Source organism: Microcoleus sp. AT3-D2 (assembly GCF_036705715.1).
GTDB lineage: Bacteria > Cyanobacteriota > Cyanobacteriia > Cyanobacteriales > Microcoleaceae > Microcoleus.
Map to the genome: position 1 here is coordinate 59,244 of NZ_JAUBVE010000010.1, position 18,382 is coordinate 77,625.

Below are 18,382 nucleotides of genomic sequence, written 5' to 3' on the forward strand. Positions count from 1 at the left end.
ATTGTCAAAAAATATGAAACGAGACAACTCATCCACCGACAACATTAAACAGTCAATTGGACAGGCAGCTTCTCATCCCTGGTTTGAGCGACTGGCAAGATTGGGATATGCTTCCAAAGGCTTAGTTTACTTTATTGTCGGTTTTCTAGCAGCACAAGCCGTCTTTAGTATGGGCGGCAGGACAACAGATACTAGCGGTGCATTATCAGAAATTGTTAACCAACCGTTCGGTAAATTTCTGCTATTTCTTGTAACGATTGGCATTATTGGTTATGCCCTTTGGCGTATCGTTCAGACAATTCTCGACCCAGAACACCAAGGACAGAAAATGGATGCCAAGCGAATTGCCCAACGCATTGGCTACGCATTAAGTGCTTTAGCTTACGCAGGTTTGGCTTTAACTGCTGTAAAACTGATAATGGGTTCGGGCGGTGGTAATAGCGATACAACCCAAGATTTGACAGCCCAAATTTTAGCGCAACCGTTTGGACAATGGCTGGTAGGATTGGCGGGATCAATTGTTATTGGCGTAGGTTTTTCTTATTTCTACGAAGCATATAAAGCCAAATTTCGTCGCCATTTCAAGCTAGATGAAATGAGCCAAACCGAGCAACATTGGGCGACACGGTTGGGTCGATTCGGAATTGCTGCCCGTGGAGTTGTTTTCGTTATAATCGGTTTTTTCTTAATTCAAGCAGCAAGGCTATCGGATGCCAGTCAAACGAAGGGATTGGGCGATGTGTTGGGAATTCTGGCACAACAGCCTTTTAGTCCAGTGATTTTGGCTCTAGTACCTTTGGGTTTAATTGCCTATGGTATCTACTCGGTAATTGAAGCTCGCTATCGGCGAATTTTCCGTTCATAAGCTTGCCCGTTATACAGAAAGTTATGAATTTTGAGTTAGATTTTGTTTACTTATCTAACTCCAAACTCATAACTTTTATAAGGGGTTTTGATTCAATCATCTGCTTTTAAGTCGGGAGATTTTAACTCACAACTCAGGGCGGGCACGGGGGTACCGCCCCTACTCAACTCAAAATTCCTAAAAACTTATGGCACAAATTGGTTATCATGCTTCCCACGAACAATTCAAACCCAGCGAACTGCTGAAATATGTCCAAATGGCAGAACAAGCTGGCTTTACCCATGCCCTTTCTTCCGATCACTTTCATCCTTGGAGTGAAGCGCAAGGACAAAGTGGTTTTGCTTGGTCTTGGTTGGGTGCAGCAATGCAAGCAACGCCGACGCTTTCCTATCGGGTGGTTTGCGCTCCCGGACAGCGGTATCATCCGGCTATTATTGCCCAAGCTGCGGCAACGTTGGCCGAAATGTTTCCAAATCGTTTTTGGCTGACGGTTGGCAGTGGTCAAGCGTTGAACGAACATATTACTGGGGATAAGTGGCCTACCAAGAGCGATCGCAACACGCGCCTCAAAGAATGTGTCGATATTATCCGCGCCCTTTGGGCAGGAGAAACCGTCACCCATCGAGGTTTAGTGTGCGTAGAAGACGCAAAACTCTATACCCGCCCGGAAATTCTCCCATTAATTATTGGTGCCGCAGTTACCCCAGAAACCGCAGAATGGTTGGGCAGTTGGGCAGATGGATTAATTACTACTTCTCGCCCACCTGAAAAGTTAAAAAAAGTCGTCGATGCGTTTCGTCGCGGTGGTGGAGAAGGGAAACCAATGATTTTGAAAGTGCAGCTTTCCTATAACAGTAATGCAGAGAAAGCACTACAAGGCGCTCATCATCAATGGCGTAGTAATATCTTCAAAAGCAAAATGCTGACAGAACTGATAACACCCGATCAATTTGATGCCGCCGGGGAGTTTGTGCAACCTGAAGAGTTATATCAACACGTCCGCGTTTCGGCAGACCAAGAGCAGCATATTGAGTGGTTGCAAAAAGATATTGAATTGGGGTTTGATCAACTAATTTTGCACAACGTTAACCGAGAACAAGAGCAGTTTATTGAGGTATTTGGCGAAAAAGTAGTGCCAGCGCTGACCAAAACTCGATCTTAGCATCTACCTAATTCAAGACTTTGAATTCTGATTCAATAATTGCTGAATCTCAGTTCGCAAGGCAGCAATTTCAGTGTGAAGTGCTGCAATTGATTTCGCTCCTGCTAATTCTGCTTCGTCATCCTCTGCATCGCGACCAATAAAAAATGTGGCGATGGTCGCAGTTACATAACCAAAAACCGCAAACGCATAGAGTGCCAAAACAAGGCAAAGTATGCGACCTTCTGGCGTTTTGGGCCAATATTCCGAACCCATTGTCATCATTAGCATTGCCGTCCACCATAAGGCTGTGCCGTAATTATTTAACCCGGAGGAAACATCGGCGACATCTTTTTCAAAAGCATACATCCCTGCTGCACCTACCAAGGTAATAATTATCGTTAGTCCTACGACATAACCAAATCCGCGACGGCTAACACTCGCAGCTAATGCCCGCATACCTCGATTCGTACCAGTCATAACTCGCAACAACTGCAAACTTCGTACAGCCCGTGCTGTTTTGAATGCTCGCACAACTCGTAAAATCCTCAAGGTACGCAAAGCAGGCAACAGCAGAGAAAAAGCCGTTATCCAATGGCTTTTGAGATAGGAAATTTTGCGGGGCGCCAAGGCAAATTTAAGTAGAAAATCTGCAATAAAGATAATCCAAATAGTAGTGCTAATGACTTCTAGCAGTGGGTTTAATCCCCAAATTAACTCAATAATAAATAGGGCTAGCCACACAAATGCCAGCACCAGCATAGGAATTTCCAGCCAATCTTCTAGCTGTTGAAAAATCTCGCTTTGCTCTTGTTCTATGGCTTGTTTTTCTGCCAGGTTGGGGGTGTTCATCTACCTACCAAATCATTAGAAGTTTGTCTTTTACGCTGCATTTTAGCATAAGCTTTCGCCAACGGCACAACAGTAAAGCCGTGGGCGATTATTGACGCGCAAATAATTAGGCTACCAATGACCCAAGCTGACTCTAATCCCGTTTTACGTAGCGCCAGCATGGCATAAAAAATCGCTGCCGCACCGATTGGACCAAACTATCCTAAAAACAAAGTATCCTGCCAGCTTTTTAACTGACCCAAAAGGGGACGCAACAGCAAAAAAGCAGGAGGGCAGCGTAACAGCAATACTGCTACTGCTAGTAGCAAACCTTTCCACCCAAGTTCTAGCCATTGTTGCCACGGCAGGGCTAAACCCAATAATACAAAAATATAAATGGTAACAATGCCTTTTTCAGCTAAAAATTGAATAAATGGACGCGCCCAGTAATTAGGCGGGACATCAGGAACTTCTGCTGAGCTTGTTGAGCTGCAACTGGCTCAGGCTTTACTAAAAAACTTGTCGCACCGATGCTACACGAGAAAGCTAGGAATGCTGCACTTATTAGCGGCAAACGGCAGCAATTAAACATAAAAAATCACCTCTTTTTTTACAGTTGTAGTGATTTTTTAGGTTCGTCTTTGCGCTTCAACGCACAGATGGTCGAAGACAGCGCAACTACAAACCCTTGTTCAATTCATTGGTACTCTAACGTCCTTCCCTCTTCACGTCCAACTCTTCACGACGCAGTGTTTCCGTTGCCTCAACAATCTCCGTTTCAACTTCTTTCCTGATGTTAACTTCTTCGCGCACGAAAGCTTCTTTTTTGACATCAGCAGTTTCTTCGTAAACTTCCATACGCATCACCTTTTCCTGCTTAAAGGGAGTATCCCGATTTACGGGCGCACCTGCCTTTCCTGGAGTTACACTTTCAATTACAACTCGCTCTTTTTCTGTTGGAATTGAAATTCGTGCCGTGTCGGTTTCTACTCGCTTGCCAATTGCTACCTCGCCAGCTTTGTGACGGCTTTTTTCTGCAACCAGTCGTTCTTCGTAGAGTCGGAATTTGTGATGCTCGCGCTCGTTCATCTGATACAATTGAGGCTCTTGTTCGTAAGTGTAGGTGTTGCGGTCATAACCAGCAGCGCTAGCTTGGTTAGAGACCGGACGCGGCATAGAAACTGGTGCAGATGCTTCTAAAGGCAATGATGCTTCTACAGGTGCAGACCCTTCTACCGTTAGAGTACGATAAACACCCCGCACTTGTTCTTCATAATCGTAATCAACCACCATCCCATCCTCATACCTGGGTAGTCTTTCTGCTTGGTCTTTACTCTTCAAACCCGTCGCGTAGATGCGTTCTGCACCAACGTCAACTCGACAAAGAGCAACTGGAACTAATACCTTCTTGCCAAATATCCAGAAACCCGTGTCAACAACAAAATATCGGAAACGCCCTGTCTCATCAACTAGCGCGGTATCAATAGAGCCAATCTTTTCATCTGTATTTCCAGCATAGATATCCAGACCTTTGATGTCTTCACCATTAAAAGCAGCTTCGCGGTAATTGGGATTAAAATCTTCAATTTTGTAAAGTAACATAGGAGTCCTTCCCTTTTTATCTACATCAACTTATGCCTCCATTTTAGATATATCTCAAATTTGATGCTTCCTTCTTATGAAGGATTAAGTGAAACACAATAGTAGGATGAGTATATTTATTTTATTTTTTTTCTGTCTTTGGATAGATGACTTTTTCATTTTTTATCCACCTTCCGCACCCTCAAGTTTCACAATCGGTTTCTAACTATTTTTATAAAAAAATACACTTATAAATTAGACTTTGATACTTTATATTAAGGAATAAAAAAACTTATACACATAATTTATTAGTTTAAAAGTAGACTTTTATGTGAAATATTTTGGGGCAACACATTTGAAAAACTTTGCCTTGATTATGCTACTCCCTATCTTTGAATATTATTATGAATATATGCAATGCTGCCTCTTCAGCAAGCAAGCTCCAATAACTGATGACTGATGACTGATGACTAATGACTAATGACTAATAAACACAAATTCCCCGGCATAACCAGGGAACGAAAGATATTAAAAAAAGTAATGTTGTTTTAATAAATTGAATTTGCCAAAAAGCGGCGATAATTTAGTAGCAGCGCTTGTTGATTTGAGAGCGGACGCCGGGGCGGGCAGTCCTGTCTAGATGCCGCACCCGATCGCATTTTCCAGTCTCAAGAAAACAGTTGCATTCATATTTGAGTACCACTTAAGCTTGGTTGCTGTTGCGAGTCTGGCTAGCCAGCTCCAACAGTTGCGCCCAGCGTTTTTGGACTTGTTTGGGAGTGCATTTGAGCGCGGTGGCGATCGCCTTATCGCTTTCTTGATTCCGCTTCATTTCTAACAGTTGCTGCATTTCGGGCGCAAGTTGAGCGCGAAATGCTTCCCATTTGTCCGAAGTCATTCCCAGCTTTTGATCCACATCAGCACCCAGCCATTCGTGGACGAGTTTCCAATTTTGAGTGCGGGCAAATTTTTCGACGTGGTACTTGAAACGTTGTTGCAAGTAGTCGCGCTGGCGGGAAGACAAACCGAGCACGCGGTCAATTTCCGAAGCCGAAAGGTCTTGCAATTTTAAAGTTAAGTAATTCACGCATTCTGGCTGATTTTGCGATTCCAGATAGGCGATCAATTCCGATACTACTCGATCGCGCAGCACAGCATCAGCCGGATCGACAGTTTCCGATACCATTTGCTCGCGCACTTGTTGCAGCGCCGGAGAGCGGCTGTACATTTCCGCATCTTCTCCCTTGCCGGATTCTACAGCCATTTCAATGTCGATCGCAGTTTCGGGAGGTTGGCCCTTGGCAAATCCTTGAGCGCGCAACACGATCAGGCGTTGGCGGTTGCGGCCGGGCAAACCAATTTGGCGCTTGGCGTAGTGTTCGGTGAAAGCCATGTACTCAGCCAATTCTAGCTGCGTGCGGGGCTGGTAGGTGACATCGAGTTGGTGTTCGCGGCGGAAAGCTCGCAGAGATTCGATGTAAAAGCCTTGCAAAAAGTCTTCAATCATGTTGTAGCGAGCTTGGAAGTTCAAGTTCGATCGGAAAGAAGCAACATGGCGGTAAATCATGGCCGCGAGGTGAGAATGCAGTTCGACGCGGCCTTGTTTGGAACCGAGGCGGTAGTATTGCAGGGTTTTTTGCAACCGGTGCTCGGCCAAAGTGATTTGCCAAGCTTCAACTTCGCCGGAAATTTGGATGCGATCGCTTTTTTGGCAAATCCGTTCGACTTCCTTAGCAATCCGCATCGCCACTGCTTGAGCGCTGCGGCTGGGAGTTTTCATTTCCGCTTGCAATTCTTTGAGAGCGAAGTCAGCCAAAGCGAGGATATCGATGCTGGGAACAGTATTGATTTCGGCGTTTGGTTCGCTGGAGGTAGCCGGAATGCAGTTGAAGCCAGAAGCGGTGTTGCAGTTGACGGTGTTGGTGGCAGTTTTGAGAGTCATGGCATTTATCGGGTGGTAGGGCACAGCGGGTGTGCGAGGACATTTGTCAGAGAGTGAGGCGGCAGTGGCTGGCGGTTTCGCTTACTGTGCTGATTCAACTCTCTATACATTGAATATTACGGAAGTAGAGATAACCGTAGTTATGCCAGTGTTCCACTCTCTCATGCAACAGTTTTTGGCTGCTGAATCTGATTCTAAGCCCTGGCTGTGGAAGATTGGTTTTATTGCCGTTAAAGCCTTACTGTACAAGCATTCTGAGCTGTTATGTGCGTGGGGCGATCTGGAGGAAAATTGAGAGTGCTGCGAGGCCGCTGAGTGGACAATCTAATAACTGGCTATTTGAGGCGGTTTTGGCCGTTAGAGATTGTGGAATCGAGACTTCGCAGAGTGTAGCTATCTGCAATGTCTTCAGAACCTACGCAACAGCAGTTAGGAAACCCGGTTAATCTGAAAATTTGATCTGATTCAAGAAGGAAGAAGGAATAAGAAAGAAGCACAGGGTGAATTGTTTGCAAACAATTCACCCTGATTCTTTCTCTAATACCAAAGTCACCGGCCCGTCATTATCTATAGAGACTTGCATCATCGCTCCAAACAAGCCTGTTTCAACTTTTAAGCCGCTCTGGCGCAACTTTTCGACAAATTTATCATAAAAAAATTCCGCTCGTTCAGGAGCCGCTGCTCTGTCAAAGGAAGGCCGCCGACCTTTGCGGCAGTCCCCGTAGAGCGTAAACTGACTCACAACCAGCAACTCGCCGCCGATGTCTTGTACGGACTTGTCCCAGCGCCCGGTATCCGTGGCCGAGTCGGGAAACAAACGCAATTCCAGGCATTTGCGAGCCATCCAATCGAGTTCTGCTTCGGTGTCGGTGCCTGCAATACCTACAAGCAAGTTAAGTCCGCAGCCAATTTTGCCTACAATTTGACCGTCTATTTCGACTTGAGATGATTTTACTCGCTGGATGATGACTCGCATGGGAAATTAGAAATGCTTAAATTTAAAACTAAAAATCAAAAGGTAAACTTACCTTTTGAATAGGAATTATGAAAAAAACCCCGGTTTCTTCGATAAATCTTGGTTTTAACTTATATCTTGCACCATTGTCAAGAACAGGCAAGATGCCTGTTCCACAAAGAGTATATTTTCTTGTGGAACAGGCCGGAAAGCCTGTTCCTAAAAGGCTAATTGAGAGTGGTGCAAGATATAAGTTTTAACCGCGAAGTCTCGACGAAAAAACCGGGTTTCTAGCCAGCGCACGTCTGTTCTCTTTAATTTTCAGCCTTTAGTTTTTCCCAAAACCTTTACCGCGACTGGTTGAAGGCATACAAAGACAGTTTTCGAGTTGCGATCGCAACGTCTCGGTATCCAAACCCTGACCAATGAGAACAAGCTGGTTTTTGCGATCGCCTTTCCACTCGTCGTCATCCATTGAAAATCGCTTGCCGCTCAAGTGAAAAATATGGCGTTTGGGACTTTCTTCAAACCACATAATCCCTTTTGCGCGAAACACATTTGTTGGCAGTTGTTTGTCTAAGAAATATTGAAATTTTCTTAGAGAAAACGGCTTGTCGCTTTGGAAAGAAATTGAGGTAAATCCGTCATTTTCTAAATGGTCGGAGTGATCGTGATGGTCGTGATGGCCGTGGTCGTGACCGTGATGGTCGTGATGTTCGTGGTCGTGATGGTCGTGATGTTCGTGGTCGTGATGTTCGTGGTCGTGATGTTCGTGACTGCTAGGAGTTTCTTCAGATTGGAAATATTTGTCCGATTCAAACAATCCGACGCTGAGGACTAGCGGCAGGGGAACTTGCGATTTTACTGTTCGCAGAATTCGAGCACCTTCTTTGACATCCCGAATCTTAACTTCCAACAAATCTAAATCTGCTTCTTCAACCAAATCAGTTTTGTTGAGGATAATTATATCGCCGTAAGCTATTTGACTGTAAGCTGCTTGAGAGTTGAACAAATCTAAGCTGTAGTTAGCTGCGTCTACTAATGTAACTATCGAATCGAGACGAGTCAGGTCGCGCAGTTCTGTGCCTAAAAAAGTCATCGCTACTGGCAACGGGTCGGCGAGTCCGGTTGTTTCGACTACCAGATAATCGAGATTTTCTTGACGTTCCAGAACTTTGTAAACTGCATTAACTAAATCTTCATTAATTGTGCAGCAGATGCAGCCGTTGTTCAGCTCAACCATATTGTCGTCGGTGGTGACAATCAGTTCGTTGTCGATGCCGATTTCGCCAAATTCATTTACCAAAACTGCTGTTTTCAAACCCTGCTGATTGGTCAGGATGTGGTTGAGCAGGGTTGTTTTGCCGCTGCCGAGAAATCCTGTAATGATTGTAACGGGCAATCCGTGTTTGGGAGCATCCATCGCCGGTTCTGTCTCGGACTGATTTGTAGATTGCATAGCTTGACTGTCAAATAATGTCGATCGCACTTTCTTTGTGGTTCTTATTGTATCTTAATTAGGACAAAGCCTGGTAAACCCAGTTTCTCGGAGAAATGTTGGGTTTGGTGGCATGGTATCTACGCATCAACCGGGAATCAGCCCGATAGTGCAAAATAAGTGGGCCGCTAATTATCGGCAATTGCTAACGCGGTCGATCACACTTTTTTATTTTTTTGATAATTTTTTTGTTCCCAGTACCTGTAGCAGTTTGCCTGCAACCAGTTTTCCCGGTAAATTCAGCAGCGACAAATTTGGGACAGACTCAAGCTGAGTGCGATCGGCAAATTCCCGCTAATCTATAGAACCCATTTGAGATCTTTTACGCGGTGGCTAGTCTTTTAAGCATCAGTCTAATAAAGCAAAGCTTGAGTTTGGCATTTGAACGAGTGAGTGTGCGATCAAATTTTTTGACGCCAGCTTTTGCATCTTTCCACCCAAGCGTTTGAAGGTTCTCTTCCCCCATCTAGCCGCCGATGGCCCAAATCCAGATTGCCCTTTAGCGTGATTTTCGGCTTTTGATTGCCCGGTTGCCAGTTCAAATTGAATCTTAGCCATAATCTGAGGATAAATCTCCTCCAAGGCAAGAGTTGCGTTTCTCAGGGTGGTACCCGTTGTCTAACAAGATGTTAGTTTTGGGAAGTTCGGCAGGTTTAGATTTGAAGTAATTGATGTTTTGGGAAAGCAGTTCAATCAGCTTGCAGATCATCAGATAAGATAGCTTTAGTACAATGGGTAAAGAAGGGAAAGCCAAGTATATCGACAACTAGATATCTTTTGACGCCAAAGCGTGCATTTATTTGTAGAAACAAAACTCTTTAGACTCCTCACTAGCATAGAAGCGTGTTTTTCTCCCATGAGTGAGTCAATCATGATTAGGGTTGTCCACTGCGGTTTTTTTTGACTTGTTAGCGCACCTTACTATTTAACTCGGTCATGATCCGATCAAGTACACCGTCCTCACACCAATTTTTGTAATGCCAGAAGACAGTAGAATATGGTGGTATATCTCTGGGCAAGTCTGACCAATTACAACCGTTCTTGAGTTGATAAAATATCCGCGAAAAGGATTTGCCGCGCAAGTCCACACCGGAGGTCTGATTTTCTTCTTTTGGGGCAGTAATGGCTCAATAATTTCCCACTCCTTGTCCGTGACATCGCTGGAATAAACCATTTTCAACCCCAATCTGATTAAATTTACCTCTTTTTGTCAATTTTACTCGATCGCCCTGGGAGCATCTCAATGAAAGCAGTCAAGCTAGAAATTGGAGTTTGGAGGCCCGATACTGCGAGGCGCGGGGCTGCGAGGCAAGAGGAAGAAAGAAGGAGTCATTGGAGGCAGGAGACCGGAAGAAAGAGGAAGAAAGAAGGAGCTAGAAGAAGTGTTTTTACAAATATGAGATGCTCCCCTCGCCCAAAAGATCTCAAGTGGGTTATATAAGCGGTAGTCTTCGATTGTAATGGGGTTGAGAGATTTTTGGTGGAGTGCGTGCGATCGCCTTTAAATTTCAGCCAGAACGATCGCCCGATCTACTAAAAATCACACTCGGCTAACATATCCGAGCCGATCACATTCTCCCAGCCACTCCACCAATCAACGGAACATCAACCAACTTAGCGATTGTTGCACTTCCGTGAACAAAAGAAAACCACTGGCAACTTGCTAATGCGACTGCTTGTTGGAGGTACAAGATTAATTATTAGCGTCGGTGTCTAGCCAGGAATTTAAGCGCCTTGAAAGCTCTACCAAGGTCGATTGAACATCAAGCTACCAATTCCTCAAGTCTATTTTCTATAGAAGCCACTACCATGTCTCTGACAAACTCATCCCTGAATCTATTTAAACCTAAGCGCAAACTTTCCCTGCGATCGCTCTTGATTGTCCCGTTTGTACTACAAATCTTCGTAGCAGTTGGACTAACGGGATATTTTTCCCTGCGGAATGGACAGAAGGCAGTCAATGATGTTGCCAGTCAGTTACGTCAAGAAATGAGCGATCGCCTCAACCTGCAAGTTCTGAACTATTTGGAAAAACCTTATATTGCCGGACAAGTGATCGTAGTTGCGGCCCAAGAGGGTCAGCTTGATTTAACAGATTTCACCAAACTGGAACGAACTTTGTGGCGGTTAGTCAGCCAAAATACCCTCGAAGACGTGCAAATTGGTTTAGAGGATGGCACGAATATTGCTCTTGATACAACAATCAATGACGGCATCGTTTCTCGCCTCAGTGACAAAGCGCGTCTACCTCAACGCCAATTCTACAAACTTGACGATCGAGGTCAACGGGTCGCACTGCTCAAAACTCAGGCAGAGTTTGACCCCCGGACTCGACCCTGGTATCAAGTTGTACAGAAAGCAGGAAAACCAGCCTGGACATCTGTGCCCTATGTTAGCAGTTCGTATCAATCGGCTACCATGGCTCTATCCCAGCCGATTTACAATCGCGGTGGAACGTTACTAGGAGTGCAAAAAAGTACCTTTCGGCTGGACAAGATTCATCGTTTTCTGAGCGAGTTGAAGGTGGGTCAAACGGGACAAACGTTTATCGTCGATCGATCGGGCAATCAGATTGCCAGTTCAACGATCAGTCAGCCTTACATTATGGATCTTAAAAATGAAGAGTTGCAACAAATTCCTGCAGTCAAGTCTGAAAGTTCTGTAATTCGTGCCACAGCGCAAGCTATCCTCGATCGATTTGGCAACTTCAACGCTATTGCACAGAATCAACAGCTTGATTTTATGCTGGCAAACCAACGGCAGTTCGTGCAGGTTTCCGCCATTCGAGACGAACGAGGTATCGATTGGTTCAGCGTCGTTGTGGTGCCTGAATCAGATTTCATGGCACAAATCAATGCCAATACTCGCACCACAATTTTGCTGTGTCTAGGGGCTTTGGTGGTGACGACTATACTGGGTCTTTTTACTTCGCGTTGGATTACCAAACCGATTTTGCAGCTACAAACAGCCAGTCAGGCGATTAGTTCGGGGCAGTTGGATCAAACACTTCAGGTGCAAGGTATTAGTGAATTAGAATCGCTGGCAGATTCCTTTAATCAGATGGCGGGTCAACTCAAAACCTCCTTTATCGAACTGGAAAGCCGGGTTGAGGAACGCACCGCAGAACTGAAAGAAGCAAAACTTGTAGCCGATGGCGCGAACCAGGCAAAAAGCGAATTTCTTGCCAACATGAGCCACGAACTCCGCACTCCCCTCAACGGTATTTTGGGCTATGCTCAAATCCTCAATCGCAGCAGCGCATTGCCCGCAAAAGAACGTCACGGAGTAGAGGTCATTTACCAGTGCGGTTCTCATTTGCTGACGCTGATTAACGATGTGTTGGACTTGTCCAAAATTGAAGCCGGCAAACTAGAACTCGCACCTAAAGCGATTCACTTTCCCTCATTCGTCCAAGGTGTCGCTGAAATCTGCCGCATTCGTGCCGACCAAAAAGGCATTGACTTCGTTTACCAGCCCGATCCGCAGTTGCCTGAAGGGATTTTTGCTGATGAAAAACGGCTGCGTCAGGTGTTACTCAACTTGGTGGGAAATGCGATTAAATTCACCGACAAAGGTTGTGTCACGCTCAAGGTTGCCGTAGTTGAGAATCCTCTCAATCCATCCACTCGCTCTTTCAAATTTCAAGTTGAGGATACGGGCGTAGGAATTGCGCCCGATCATTTGGATAAAATTTTTCAGGCTTTTGAACAAGTGGGCGATCGCCAGCGCCAAGCCGAGGGCACGGGTTTAGGACTGGCGATCAGCCAAAGAATTGTCCAACTTATGAACGGACAAATCCAAGTTAAGAGCCAACCCGGAGTCGGTAGTGAGTTCTTTTTTGAGGTGGAATTGGCGATCGCCACCGATTGGGCCGAGCAAAACTCCATCACAACTGGGAAACAAATTATTGGTTACGAAGGACAACGCCGCAGCATTCTGGTGGTAGACGATCGTTGGGAAAACCGAGCCGTTCTCGTCAACTTGTTAGAACCACTCGGATTCCAACTGAGTGAGGCAGAAAATGGACAAGCAGGATTGGAAAAAATACGACAGTCTCAACCTGACTTAGTGATTACAGACTTGGCGATGCCAGTTATGGACGGCTTTGAATTGCTCAAACAAATTCGCAGTGCCAATGATTTGCAATACCAGAAAATCATAGTCTCTTCTGCATCAGTATCACAAGCCTATCGACAGATGAGTTTAGATGCAGGGGGAAATGATTTCCTGGCAAAGCCCGTGGAAGTGAGTGAATTATTTAACCTTTTAGCCACTCATTTAGAATTAAAGTGGAAATATGAAATTACATCCTCAAACGGCTCTGGGTCATCCACTCCAACCAGTGCATTAGAGAAGCCAGAAGGAATTATTATTCCTTCCTCAGTAGAGTTAAAAACCTTACTAGAACTGGCCCAGAAAGGCAATTTAAAAAGGCTACGATCACACACAGAGCATATTGCTCAATCTAATCCTGGCTACGCAGATTTTGCCTCACAAATTATTCATCTTGCCAAGCAATTTAAAGCCGAAGAGATTGAAGAGTTGCTAGAACAACACCTCACAGAGAAGAAAGCCGATGTCTAGTCCTGAATTAATTCTGGTGGTGGATGATACCCCTGCGAATTTAGAAGTGGTTTGTGAAACCTTAAGTGATGCGGGGTACGAAGTAGCAACCGCAATCAATGGCGATCGCGCTCTTAAGCGAGTCCAAGTTTATCCTCCCGATCTGATCTTGCTCGATGTTCAAATGCCAGGAATTGACGGCTTTGAAACCTGCCAACGTCTGAAGGCAGATCCCACCACAGCCAGCATTCCGATCATTTTTATGACTGCTCTCTCCGATGCCGATAGTAAGGAGAAAGGATTTGACTTGGGTGCTGTGGACTACATCACCAAACCCTTTCAAGAAAAGGAGATGCTAGCACGGGTGAAAACTCATTTGCAGCTACGGCAGTTAACTAAAAATCTTGAACAGCGTGTAGCTGAGCAAACGGCTGATTTAGAAGCAGCCTTCACACAACTGCAACAGTCTCAGTGTCACTTAGTCCACACCGAAAAGATGTCTGCTTTGGGCAATTTAGTGGCGGGTGTCGCTCACGAGATTAATAATCCGCTTGGCTTTATTGCTGGCAATCTGAAACCCGCTCAGGACTATATTAAAGACCTCTTTCAACTGATCGCTCTCTACCAGAAAGAACTCCCTTATCCAAGTGCCACTCTACAAGCATTCGTGGAGGAAATAGACTTGGAATACTTACAAGAGGACTTACCCAAGTTGATTGATTCGATGCAACAAGGAGTCGATCGCATTCGCACAATCAGCACCAGTCTAAGAACCTTCTCGCGTTCGGATTGCGAGATTCCAATTCTTTGCAATATCCACGACGGCATTGACAGCACGCTGTTGATTCTCAAGCATCGCCTCAAAGCCAACGAATGTCGCCCGGAAATTCAAGTCATCACAGACTATGGCGATCTGCCACAGGTAGAATGCTTTGCGGGACAGTTGAATCAGGTATTTATGAATGTGCTGGCAAATGCGATCGATGCCCTGGAGGAATCAAATAAAGGACGCAGTTTTGCTCAGATAAAAGCCAACCCCAACCAGATTACTGTCAAAACCCAATTGTCGGAATCTCAGGCAGTGATCCGAATTCAGGATAATGGGATTGGGATGACGGATGCGGTGAAGCCAAAAATCTTTGAGCATCTGTTTACCACCAAAGGCGTGGGGCAAGGAACAGGGCTAGGATTGGCGATCGCCCGTCAAATCGTAGTCCAGAAACACTCTGGAACTCTAGAAGTCAACTCAACTTTAGGTCAAGGTACAGAATTTGTGATTTCAATTCCGGTGAAGGATCTCGCTGTAAAAGACATTCAGGCAACGATCTGCGTTGACGCAGCATAACAAATCATTGCAGCGGCAGCATAAAGAGGATTGATAGCGCCCCTTCAAACCATCCAAACTATTGATATAGTAGTACGCGGTGCAAAAAACGGTAAACCATGACAGCCACAAATCTCGTCAATAAATTTGAGTACAAACCCCTATACAAACCAAATCAATTAATTTGCGGAACGGGGCAAACAGCCATTGTCAGTGGCTGGACAGTAAAAAGTGCGATCCTTTCCAAGGGCTGCGCTAACGGCAAAAAATTACAACCCAATGAATTTGCTGTCATCGGACAACTATACTCTCCTACTCGCGGCATCAACTTCTTAATTAGAAACTTGCTGTGCAATCCCCACGTCCGCTTTTTAGTAATTCTCAACGCTACCAAAGAAGACCGCAACTCCGGTGCCGCAGCGTGCTTGATTGACTTTTTTCGCAACGGCTTTGAAGCCGGCAAAAGCGATACTGGTAGAGATTGCTGGTTAATTAAATCTTCAATATTTGGCTACATTGATATTGAAATAGCAGCAGAAGCCTTAGAACTATTGCGTCATTCAATCGAATGGAAAGAAGCCATAGATATAGCAGAAACAGTGACTCTTGTCAAGTCTTTTTCCGAAAAAGCAGTGGTTGAACCTTGGGGAGAAACCGTAACTTTTCCATTAGTCGAAATCGTCCCGACTGTACTCCCCGGCCAGAAATACGGACACAGAATCGAAGGCAAAACTATCGCCGAAACTTGGGTAAAAATCATCCACCGAATTAAGACCACTGGCACCCTGCGGCCGACTGGTTACGACGGACAGTGGCAAGAATTAATCGACTTAATGGCAGTGATTACAGATGAACCTGCGGAGTTCTATTTTCCCGAACCGAATTACTTACCAATAGACCGTGATTTTCTCGAACAGTACAAACCGCAAATGCTCGAAGATGCCCCCTATAACGAAGGCATTAAATATACCTACGCCCAGCGGATGCGGTCGTGGTTTGGACAAGATCAAATTGAAGAAGTTATTGCCAAACTAATTAAGGAAATTGACGCGGCAAGTGCTGTAATTAGTTTGTGGGATGCGGGCGGAAATGTTAACAGAAGACCTGACGGTTCCTCCGACCACCAGCACAGCGGCAGTCCTTGTTTAAATCACATTTGGGTGCGAGTTGTGGATGAAGAAATATCCCTAACAGCAACTCTTCGCAGTAACGATATGTTTGCGGCGTGGCCGGCAAATGCAATGGGTTTGCGGGCTTTGCAGCAGCACATTCGAGATGAAATTGCGAGGCGTTCCGATTATAATTTGACAATGGGCCCGTTGGTAACGCTGAGTCAATCGGCTCACTTGTATGACGATACCTTTGAAAATGCCGATCGACTAATTCAAACCCAATATGCTAAAATCTGCGAAGATCGAGACTTTTTCGATGCAGCGGGCAATTTTTTAGTTGAAGTAGCCGACAATCAGATAGTTGTCACGCAAACCACCCCCGGCAGCGGCGAAGTTGTCACCTGTTATTCTGGAAAAAACCCTCTCAAGTTAGTGCGAGAAATTTGTGCGGCTTCCCCGGCTATCAAAGGCGAGCATATTGGTTATTTGGGAATAGAATTGCAGAAGGCTGCCGAGTGTCTGAAAACGAGCAAGCAATACATCCAGGATAGACGATGAATCTAGAAGAAGAAAGACCGAGTTGGGACGAATACTTCTTAATGTTAGCAAAATTGGCTGCTACTCGATCGACTTGTCTGGCTTTTCCTGTAGGCGCGGTGATAACTAAAAACAGGCAAGTTTTAGCAACGGGTTACAACGGTTCGCCGTCAGGTTCGGCACACTGTACTACTCAAGGCTTCTGCTATCCTGGTTTGAGTAGTTGCGACGCCAGTAAAACTTTGCCATCAAGGGCGGTTCACGCGGAAGCAAATGCGATCGCCAAAGCTGCTAAACACGGTATATCTACTGCTGGGGCTAGTATTTACGTCACTTTAGAACCCTGCATCTATTGTTTGAAATTAGTCATTGCCGCTGGAATTAGAGAAGTGTTTTACGAAACGAGTTTTAACAGCGGAGAAAAAGCTGCTTTGAGAGATACTTTTATCAGTGAAGGTATTGTTGAGTTAAAACAAATTCAGTTATCTGAAGATACAGCAAAAAAGGCGGCTTTGTTTTTGTTGCATCCTACATCGGTGGCCAAAAAATTAGTATAGGATCAATCCTCCCCGTGGTTGTCGCAGCCACAGGAAATAACTGTGCTGTGTCCCTATAAATGATATTTATTGGCTGGCAATTTGTAGGGATACGGCAGTGCCGTATCCTAAATCCCGCGTAATACAAAGGATATTTACTTTACGTCTTGCAAAGACACAGCACTGCCATACCCTTACAACAAATAGAACTGGCAATTAACCAAAAGGTGGCCTGACAAATTGTGAATACCGTGTAGTTCAATCAATCAAACTCATTCACCACTTGCAAATACTCGATTGCCGCATCTATCCTCGAAGAATACTTAAAAGCAAACTGATCGAACCAATATCCCTCATCGGAATTTTTATCCAACTTTTTCAGCCAAACCTGAGCTTGCCTAACTTTCTGTCTGTGCGTTTGTACGTCCAACTGCAGCCCCGCGACTTTTTCTGCTGGCAGCAGTTCCAGTGCAGCCACTTCCTGAGCTTTATTTGGTGCTTCGTGCTCAGCCTTAAGCGGTTGCTGTGAAGCCACTGCCTGAGCTTTATTTTGCGCTTCGTACTCAGCCTTAATTTGAGCTAAATCCTGATCCAAAGAACCAGCATACAAATTTATATCTGATGTTTTAAATGTTTGATTTGACGGCACTGCTGCTTGTGGCACAGGCGCTTGTGCTTGCACCGGTGTCTGACTTTTCAACTCAGCATTTTTTTGAGATGCTTGATACTCTGCCTTAAGTTCACCTAACAGGCGTTCGATAGATTCCATAACTTAAACCCCCCTAAAAAATGCTGCTGGCCCAACTGACCCAAATATAATCGCGTGAACTTCGCCCGCCCCTCAATCAGTTATTGCATTCAGCAATACCTCTGTCAGGGTCATTCCTTCAATATCATCCATCGTGACAGTATCAACGATATCGAATTTAGCGCCGGCGCTTTGGAGTTCGTCATCCAATATTTTGAGAAACTTAGTAGCTTCCGGCGCATTCCCTACTTGAATAAAAGAAATCGCTAACTCTTCATCTCGATCGAGCTTCCGCGAAGCTTCTATAATCGTTTTCATCACTTCTTTGCGATCGTCCGGTTCCCCGTCCGTCACCACTAATATTGTTTCCCCATTTTGCTTGGTCTTACCGGATGCTTTGCGCTGAAAATAATTGTTCAGAGCGTCTTGCAGAACAGCAGCTAAATTCGTAGTTCCCGAAGGTTCGTTTTCTTGGAAAATTTGCACGACTTTAGCTGATGTTACGTTGTCATATCGCTTGAAGCGACCGGAAAACACATAAACTGTTATGCCATCAGGATCAAGTTCTTCGCATTTATTCGCCAATGCGATCGTAGATTCTTGCATGAGCGCCCACCGACTTTTACCGCCCATCTGGTCTTTCGTGTACATACTGCCGCTTTTGTCAATGATGATGGTATAATCGCGGTTCTGAAGCATAAGATTTTTCCTGTTAATTAAGTTTTGCCCAAAAATACCAAAACCAGCGA

Annotated in this window: 16 protein-coding genes; 7 read left to right on the plus strand and 9 right to left on the minus strand. The window is 45.0% G+C overall.

Translation table 11 applies throughout. The features are described 5' to 3' along the window. Positions 1-13: 13 nt before the first annotated feature. Positions 14-865, plus strand: a complete 852-nt coding sequence (locus QUB44_RS06685) for a DUF1206 domain-containing protein (protein WP_333364686.1) — start codon at positions 14-16, stop codon at positions 863-865. A gap of 187 nt (positions 866-1,052) precedes the next feature. Next, on the plus strand, positions 1,053-2,027 hold the full coding sequence (locus QUB44_RS06690) for a TIGR03885 family FMN-dependent LLM class oxidoreductase (protein ID WP_333364689.1): 975 nt from the start codon (positions 1,053-1,055) through the stop codon (positions 2,025-2,027). A gap of 12 nt (positions 2,028-2,039) precedes the next feature. Here QUB44_RS06690 and QUB44_RS06695 read toward each other — a convergent pair whose 3' ends face one another. From QUB44_RS06695 to QUB44_RS06705, 3 genes are all read right to left on the minus strand, one after another. Beyond that, entirely contained in the window at positions 2,040-2,858 is an 819-nt protein-coding gene (locus tag QUB44_RS06695; protein WP_333364692.1) for an ion transporter, read from the minus strand. Between the two features lie 687 nt (positions 2,859-3,545). Then, positions 3,546-4,439 carry a DUF2382 domain-containing protein gene (locus QUB44_RS06700; protein WP_333364694.1) on the minus strand — a complete coding sequence of 298 codons (894 nt, stop codon included), beginning with the start codon at positions 4,437-4,439 and terminating at the stop codon, positions 3,546-3,548. 682 nt (positions 4,440-5,121) lie between these two features. After that, positions 5,122-6,360, minus strand: coding sequence for a HetZ-related protein (locus QUB44_RS06705; protein WP_333160354.1), 1,239 nt, complete (start codon positions 6,358-6,360; stop codon positions 5,122-5,124). 43 nt (positions 6,361-6,403) lie between these two features. Here QUB44_RS06705 and QUB44_RS06710 point away from each other — a divergent pair, with 43 nt between their 5' ends. After that, a complete protein-coding gene (locus QUB44_RS06710; protein ID WP_333364696.1) occupies positions 6,404-6,655 on the plus strand; it encodes a hypothetical protein in 252 nt (83 codons plus the stop codon). Between the two features lie 225 nt (positions 6,656-6,880). Here QUB44_RS06710 and dtd read toward each other — a convergent pair whose 3' ends face one another. From dtd to QUB44_RS31090, 4 genes are all read right to left on the minus strand, one after another. Beyond that, on the minus strand, positions 6,881-7,336 hold the full coding sequence (gene dtd / locus QUB44_RS06715) for a D-aminoacyl-tRNA deacylase (RefSeq protein WP_333364700.1): 456 nt from the start codon (positions 7,334-7,336) through the stop codon (positions 6,881-6,883). A 307-nt stretch (positions 7,337-7,643) separates the two neighbouring features. Further along, entirely contained in the window at positions 7,644-8,774 is a 1,131-nt protein-coding gene (locus QUB44_RS06720; protein WP_333364702.1) for a GTP-binding protein, read from the minus strand. A gap of 387 nt (positions 8,775-9,161) precedes the next feature. Beyond that, positions 9,162-9,371, minus strand: a complete 210-nt coding sequence (locus QUB44_RS06725; protein WP_333364705.1) for a hypothetical protein — start codon at positions 9,369-9,371, stop codon at positions 9,162-9,164. 350 nt (positions 9,372-9,721) lie between these two features. Beyond that, the gene (locus QUB44_RS31090) at positions 9,722-9,901 is read right to left on the minus strand and encodes a transposase (RefSeq protein ID WP_445299875.1); all 180 of its coding nucleotides are present in this window, start codon (positions 9,899-9,901) and stop codon (positions 9,722-9,724) included. Positions 9,902-10,622: 721 nt separating this feature from the next. Here QUB44_RS31090 and QUB44_RS06730 point away from each other — a divergent pair. From QUB44_RS06730 to QUB44_RS06745, 4 genes are all read left to right on the plus strand, one after another. Beyond that, positions 10,623-13,397: an ATP-binding protein gene (locus QUB44_RS06730; protein WP_333364708.1), complete on the plus strand. Its 2,775-nt coding sequence runs from the start codon at positions 10,623-10,625 to the stop codon at positions 13,395-13,397. Next, complete coding sequence (locus QUB44_RS06735; RefSeq protein WP_333364712.1) at positions 13,390-14,721, plus strand: response regulator; 1,332 nt, start codon at positions 13,390-13,392, stop codon at positions 14,719-14,721. The genes QUB44_RS06730 and QUB44_RS06735 overlap by 8 nt, the downstream gene beginning before the upstream one ends. A gap of 98 nt (positions 14,722-14,819) precedes the next feature. Further along, the gene (locus QUB44_RS06740) at positions 14,820-16,370 is read left to right on the plus strand and encodes a thymidylate synthase (RefSeq protein WP_333364715.1); all 1,551 of its coding nucleotides are present in this window, start codon (positions 14,820-14,822) and stop codon (positions 16,368-16,370) included. Next, complete coding sequence (locus QUB44_RS06745) at positions 16,367-16,906, plus strand: dCMP deaminase family protein (protein WP_333160370.1); 540 nt, start codon at positions 16,367-16,369, stop codon at positions 16,904-16,906. The genes QUB44_RS06740 and QUB44_RS06745 overlap by 4 nt, the downstream gene beginning before the upstream one ends. A 241-nt stretch (positions 16,907-17,147) precedes the next feature. Here QUB44_RS06745 and QUB44_RS06750 read toward each other — a convergent pair whose 3' ends face one another. After that, complete coding sequence (locus QUB44_RS06750) at positions 17,148-17,654, minus strand: salt stress protein, Slr1339 family (protein WP_333364718.1); 507 nt, start codon at positions 17,652-17,654, stop codon at positions 17,148-17,150. Positions 17,655-17,726: 72 nt separating this feature from the next. Further along, entirely contained in the window at positions 17,727-18,332 is a 606-nt protein-coding gene (locus QUB44_RS06755) for a VWA domain-containing protein (RefSeq protein ID WP_333364721.1), read from the minus strand. Between the last annotated feature and the right edge of the window lie 50 nt (positions 18,333-18,382).

What these genes read in the sequence shown, in the direction of transcription:
- QUB44_RS06725 (WP_333364705.1), bottom strand. Translation starts at nt 9,371, where the DNA reads ATGGCTAAGATTCAATTTGAACTGGCAACCGGGCAATCAAAAGCCGAA.
- QUB44_RS06695 (WP_333364692.1), bottom strand. Translation starts at nt 2,858, where the DNA reads ATGAACACCCCCAACCTGGCAGAAAAACAAGCCATAGAACAAGAGCAA.
- QUB44_RS06740 (WP_333364715.1), top strand. Translation starts at nt 14,820, where the DNA reads ATGACAGCCACAAATCTCGTCAATAAATTTGAGTACAAACCCCTATAC.
- QUB44_RS06755 (WP_333364721.1), bottom strand. Translation starts at nt 18,332, where the DNA reads ATGCTTCAGAACCGCGATTATACCATCATCATTGACAAAAGCGGCAGT.
- QUB44_RS06690 (WP_333364689.1), top strand. Translation starts at nt 1,053, where the DNA reads ATGGCACAAATTGGTTATCATGCTTCCCACGAACAATTCAAACCCAGC.
- QUB44_RS06685 (WP_333364686.1), top strand. Translation starts at nt 14, where the DNA reads ATGAAACGAGACAACTCATCCACCGACAACATTAAACAGTCAATTGGA.
- QUB44_RS06720 (WP_333364702.1), bottom strand. Translation starts at nt 8,774, where the DNA reads ATGCAATCTACAAATCAGTCCGAGACAGAACCGGCGATGGATGCTCCC.
- QUB44_RS06730 (WP_333364708.1), top strand. Translation starts at nt 10,623, where the DNA reads ATGTCTCTGACAAACTCATCCCTGAATCTATTTAAACCTAAGCGCAAA.
- QUB44_RS06750 (WP_333364718.1), bottom strand. Translation starts at nt 17,654, where the DNA reads ATGGAATCTATCGAACGCCTGTTAGGTGAACTTAAGGCAGAGTATCAA.
- dtd (WP_333364700.1), bottom strand. Translation starts at nt 7,336, where the DNA reads ATGCGAGTCATCATCCAGCGAGTAAAATCATCTCAAGTCGAAATAGAC.
- QUB44_RS06705 (WP_333160354.1), bottom strand. Translation starts at nt 6,360, where the DNA reads ATGACTCTCAAAACTGCCACCAACACCGTCAACTGCAACACCGCTTCT.
- QUB44_RS06700 (WP_333364694.1), bottom strand. Translation starts at nt 4,439, where the DNA reads ATGTTACTTTACAAAATTGAAGATTTTAATCCCAATTACCGCGAAGCT.
- QUB44_RS06735 (WP_333364712.1), top strand. Translation starts at nt 13,390, where the DNA reads ATGTCTAGTCCTGAATTAATTCTGGTGGTGGATGATACCCCTGCGAAT.
- QUB44_RS06745 (WP_333160370.1), top strand. Translation starts at nt 16,367, where the DNA reads ATGAATCTAGAAGAAGAAAGACCGAGTTGGGACGAATACTTCTTAATG.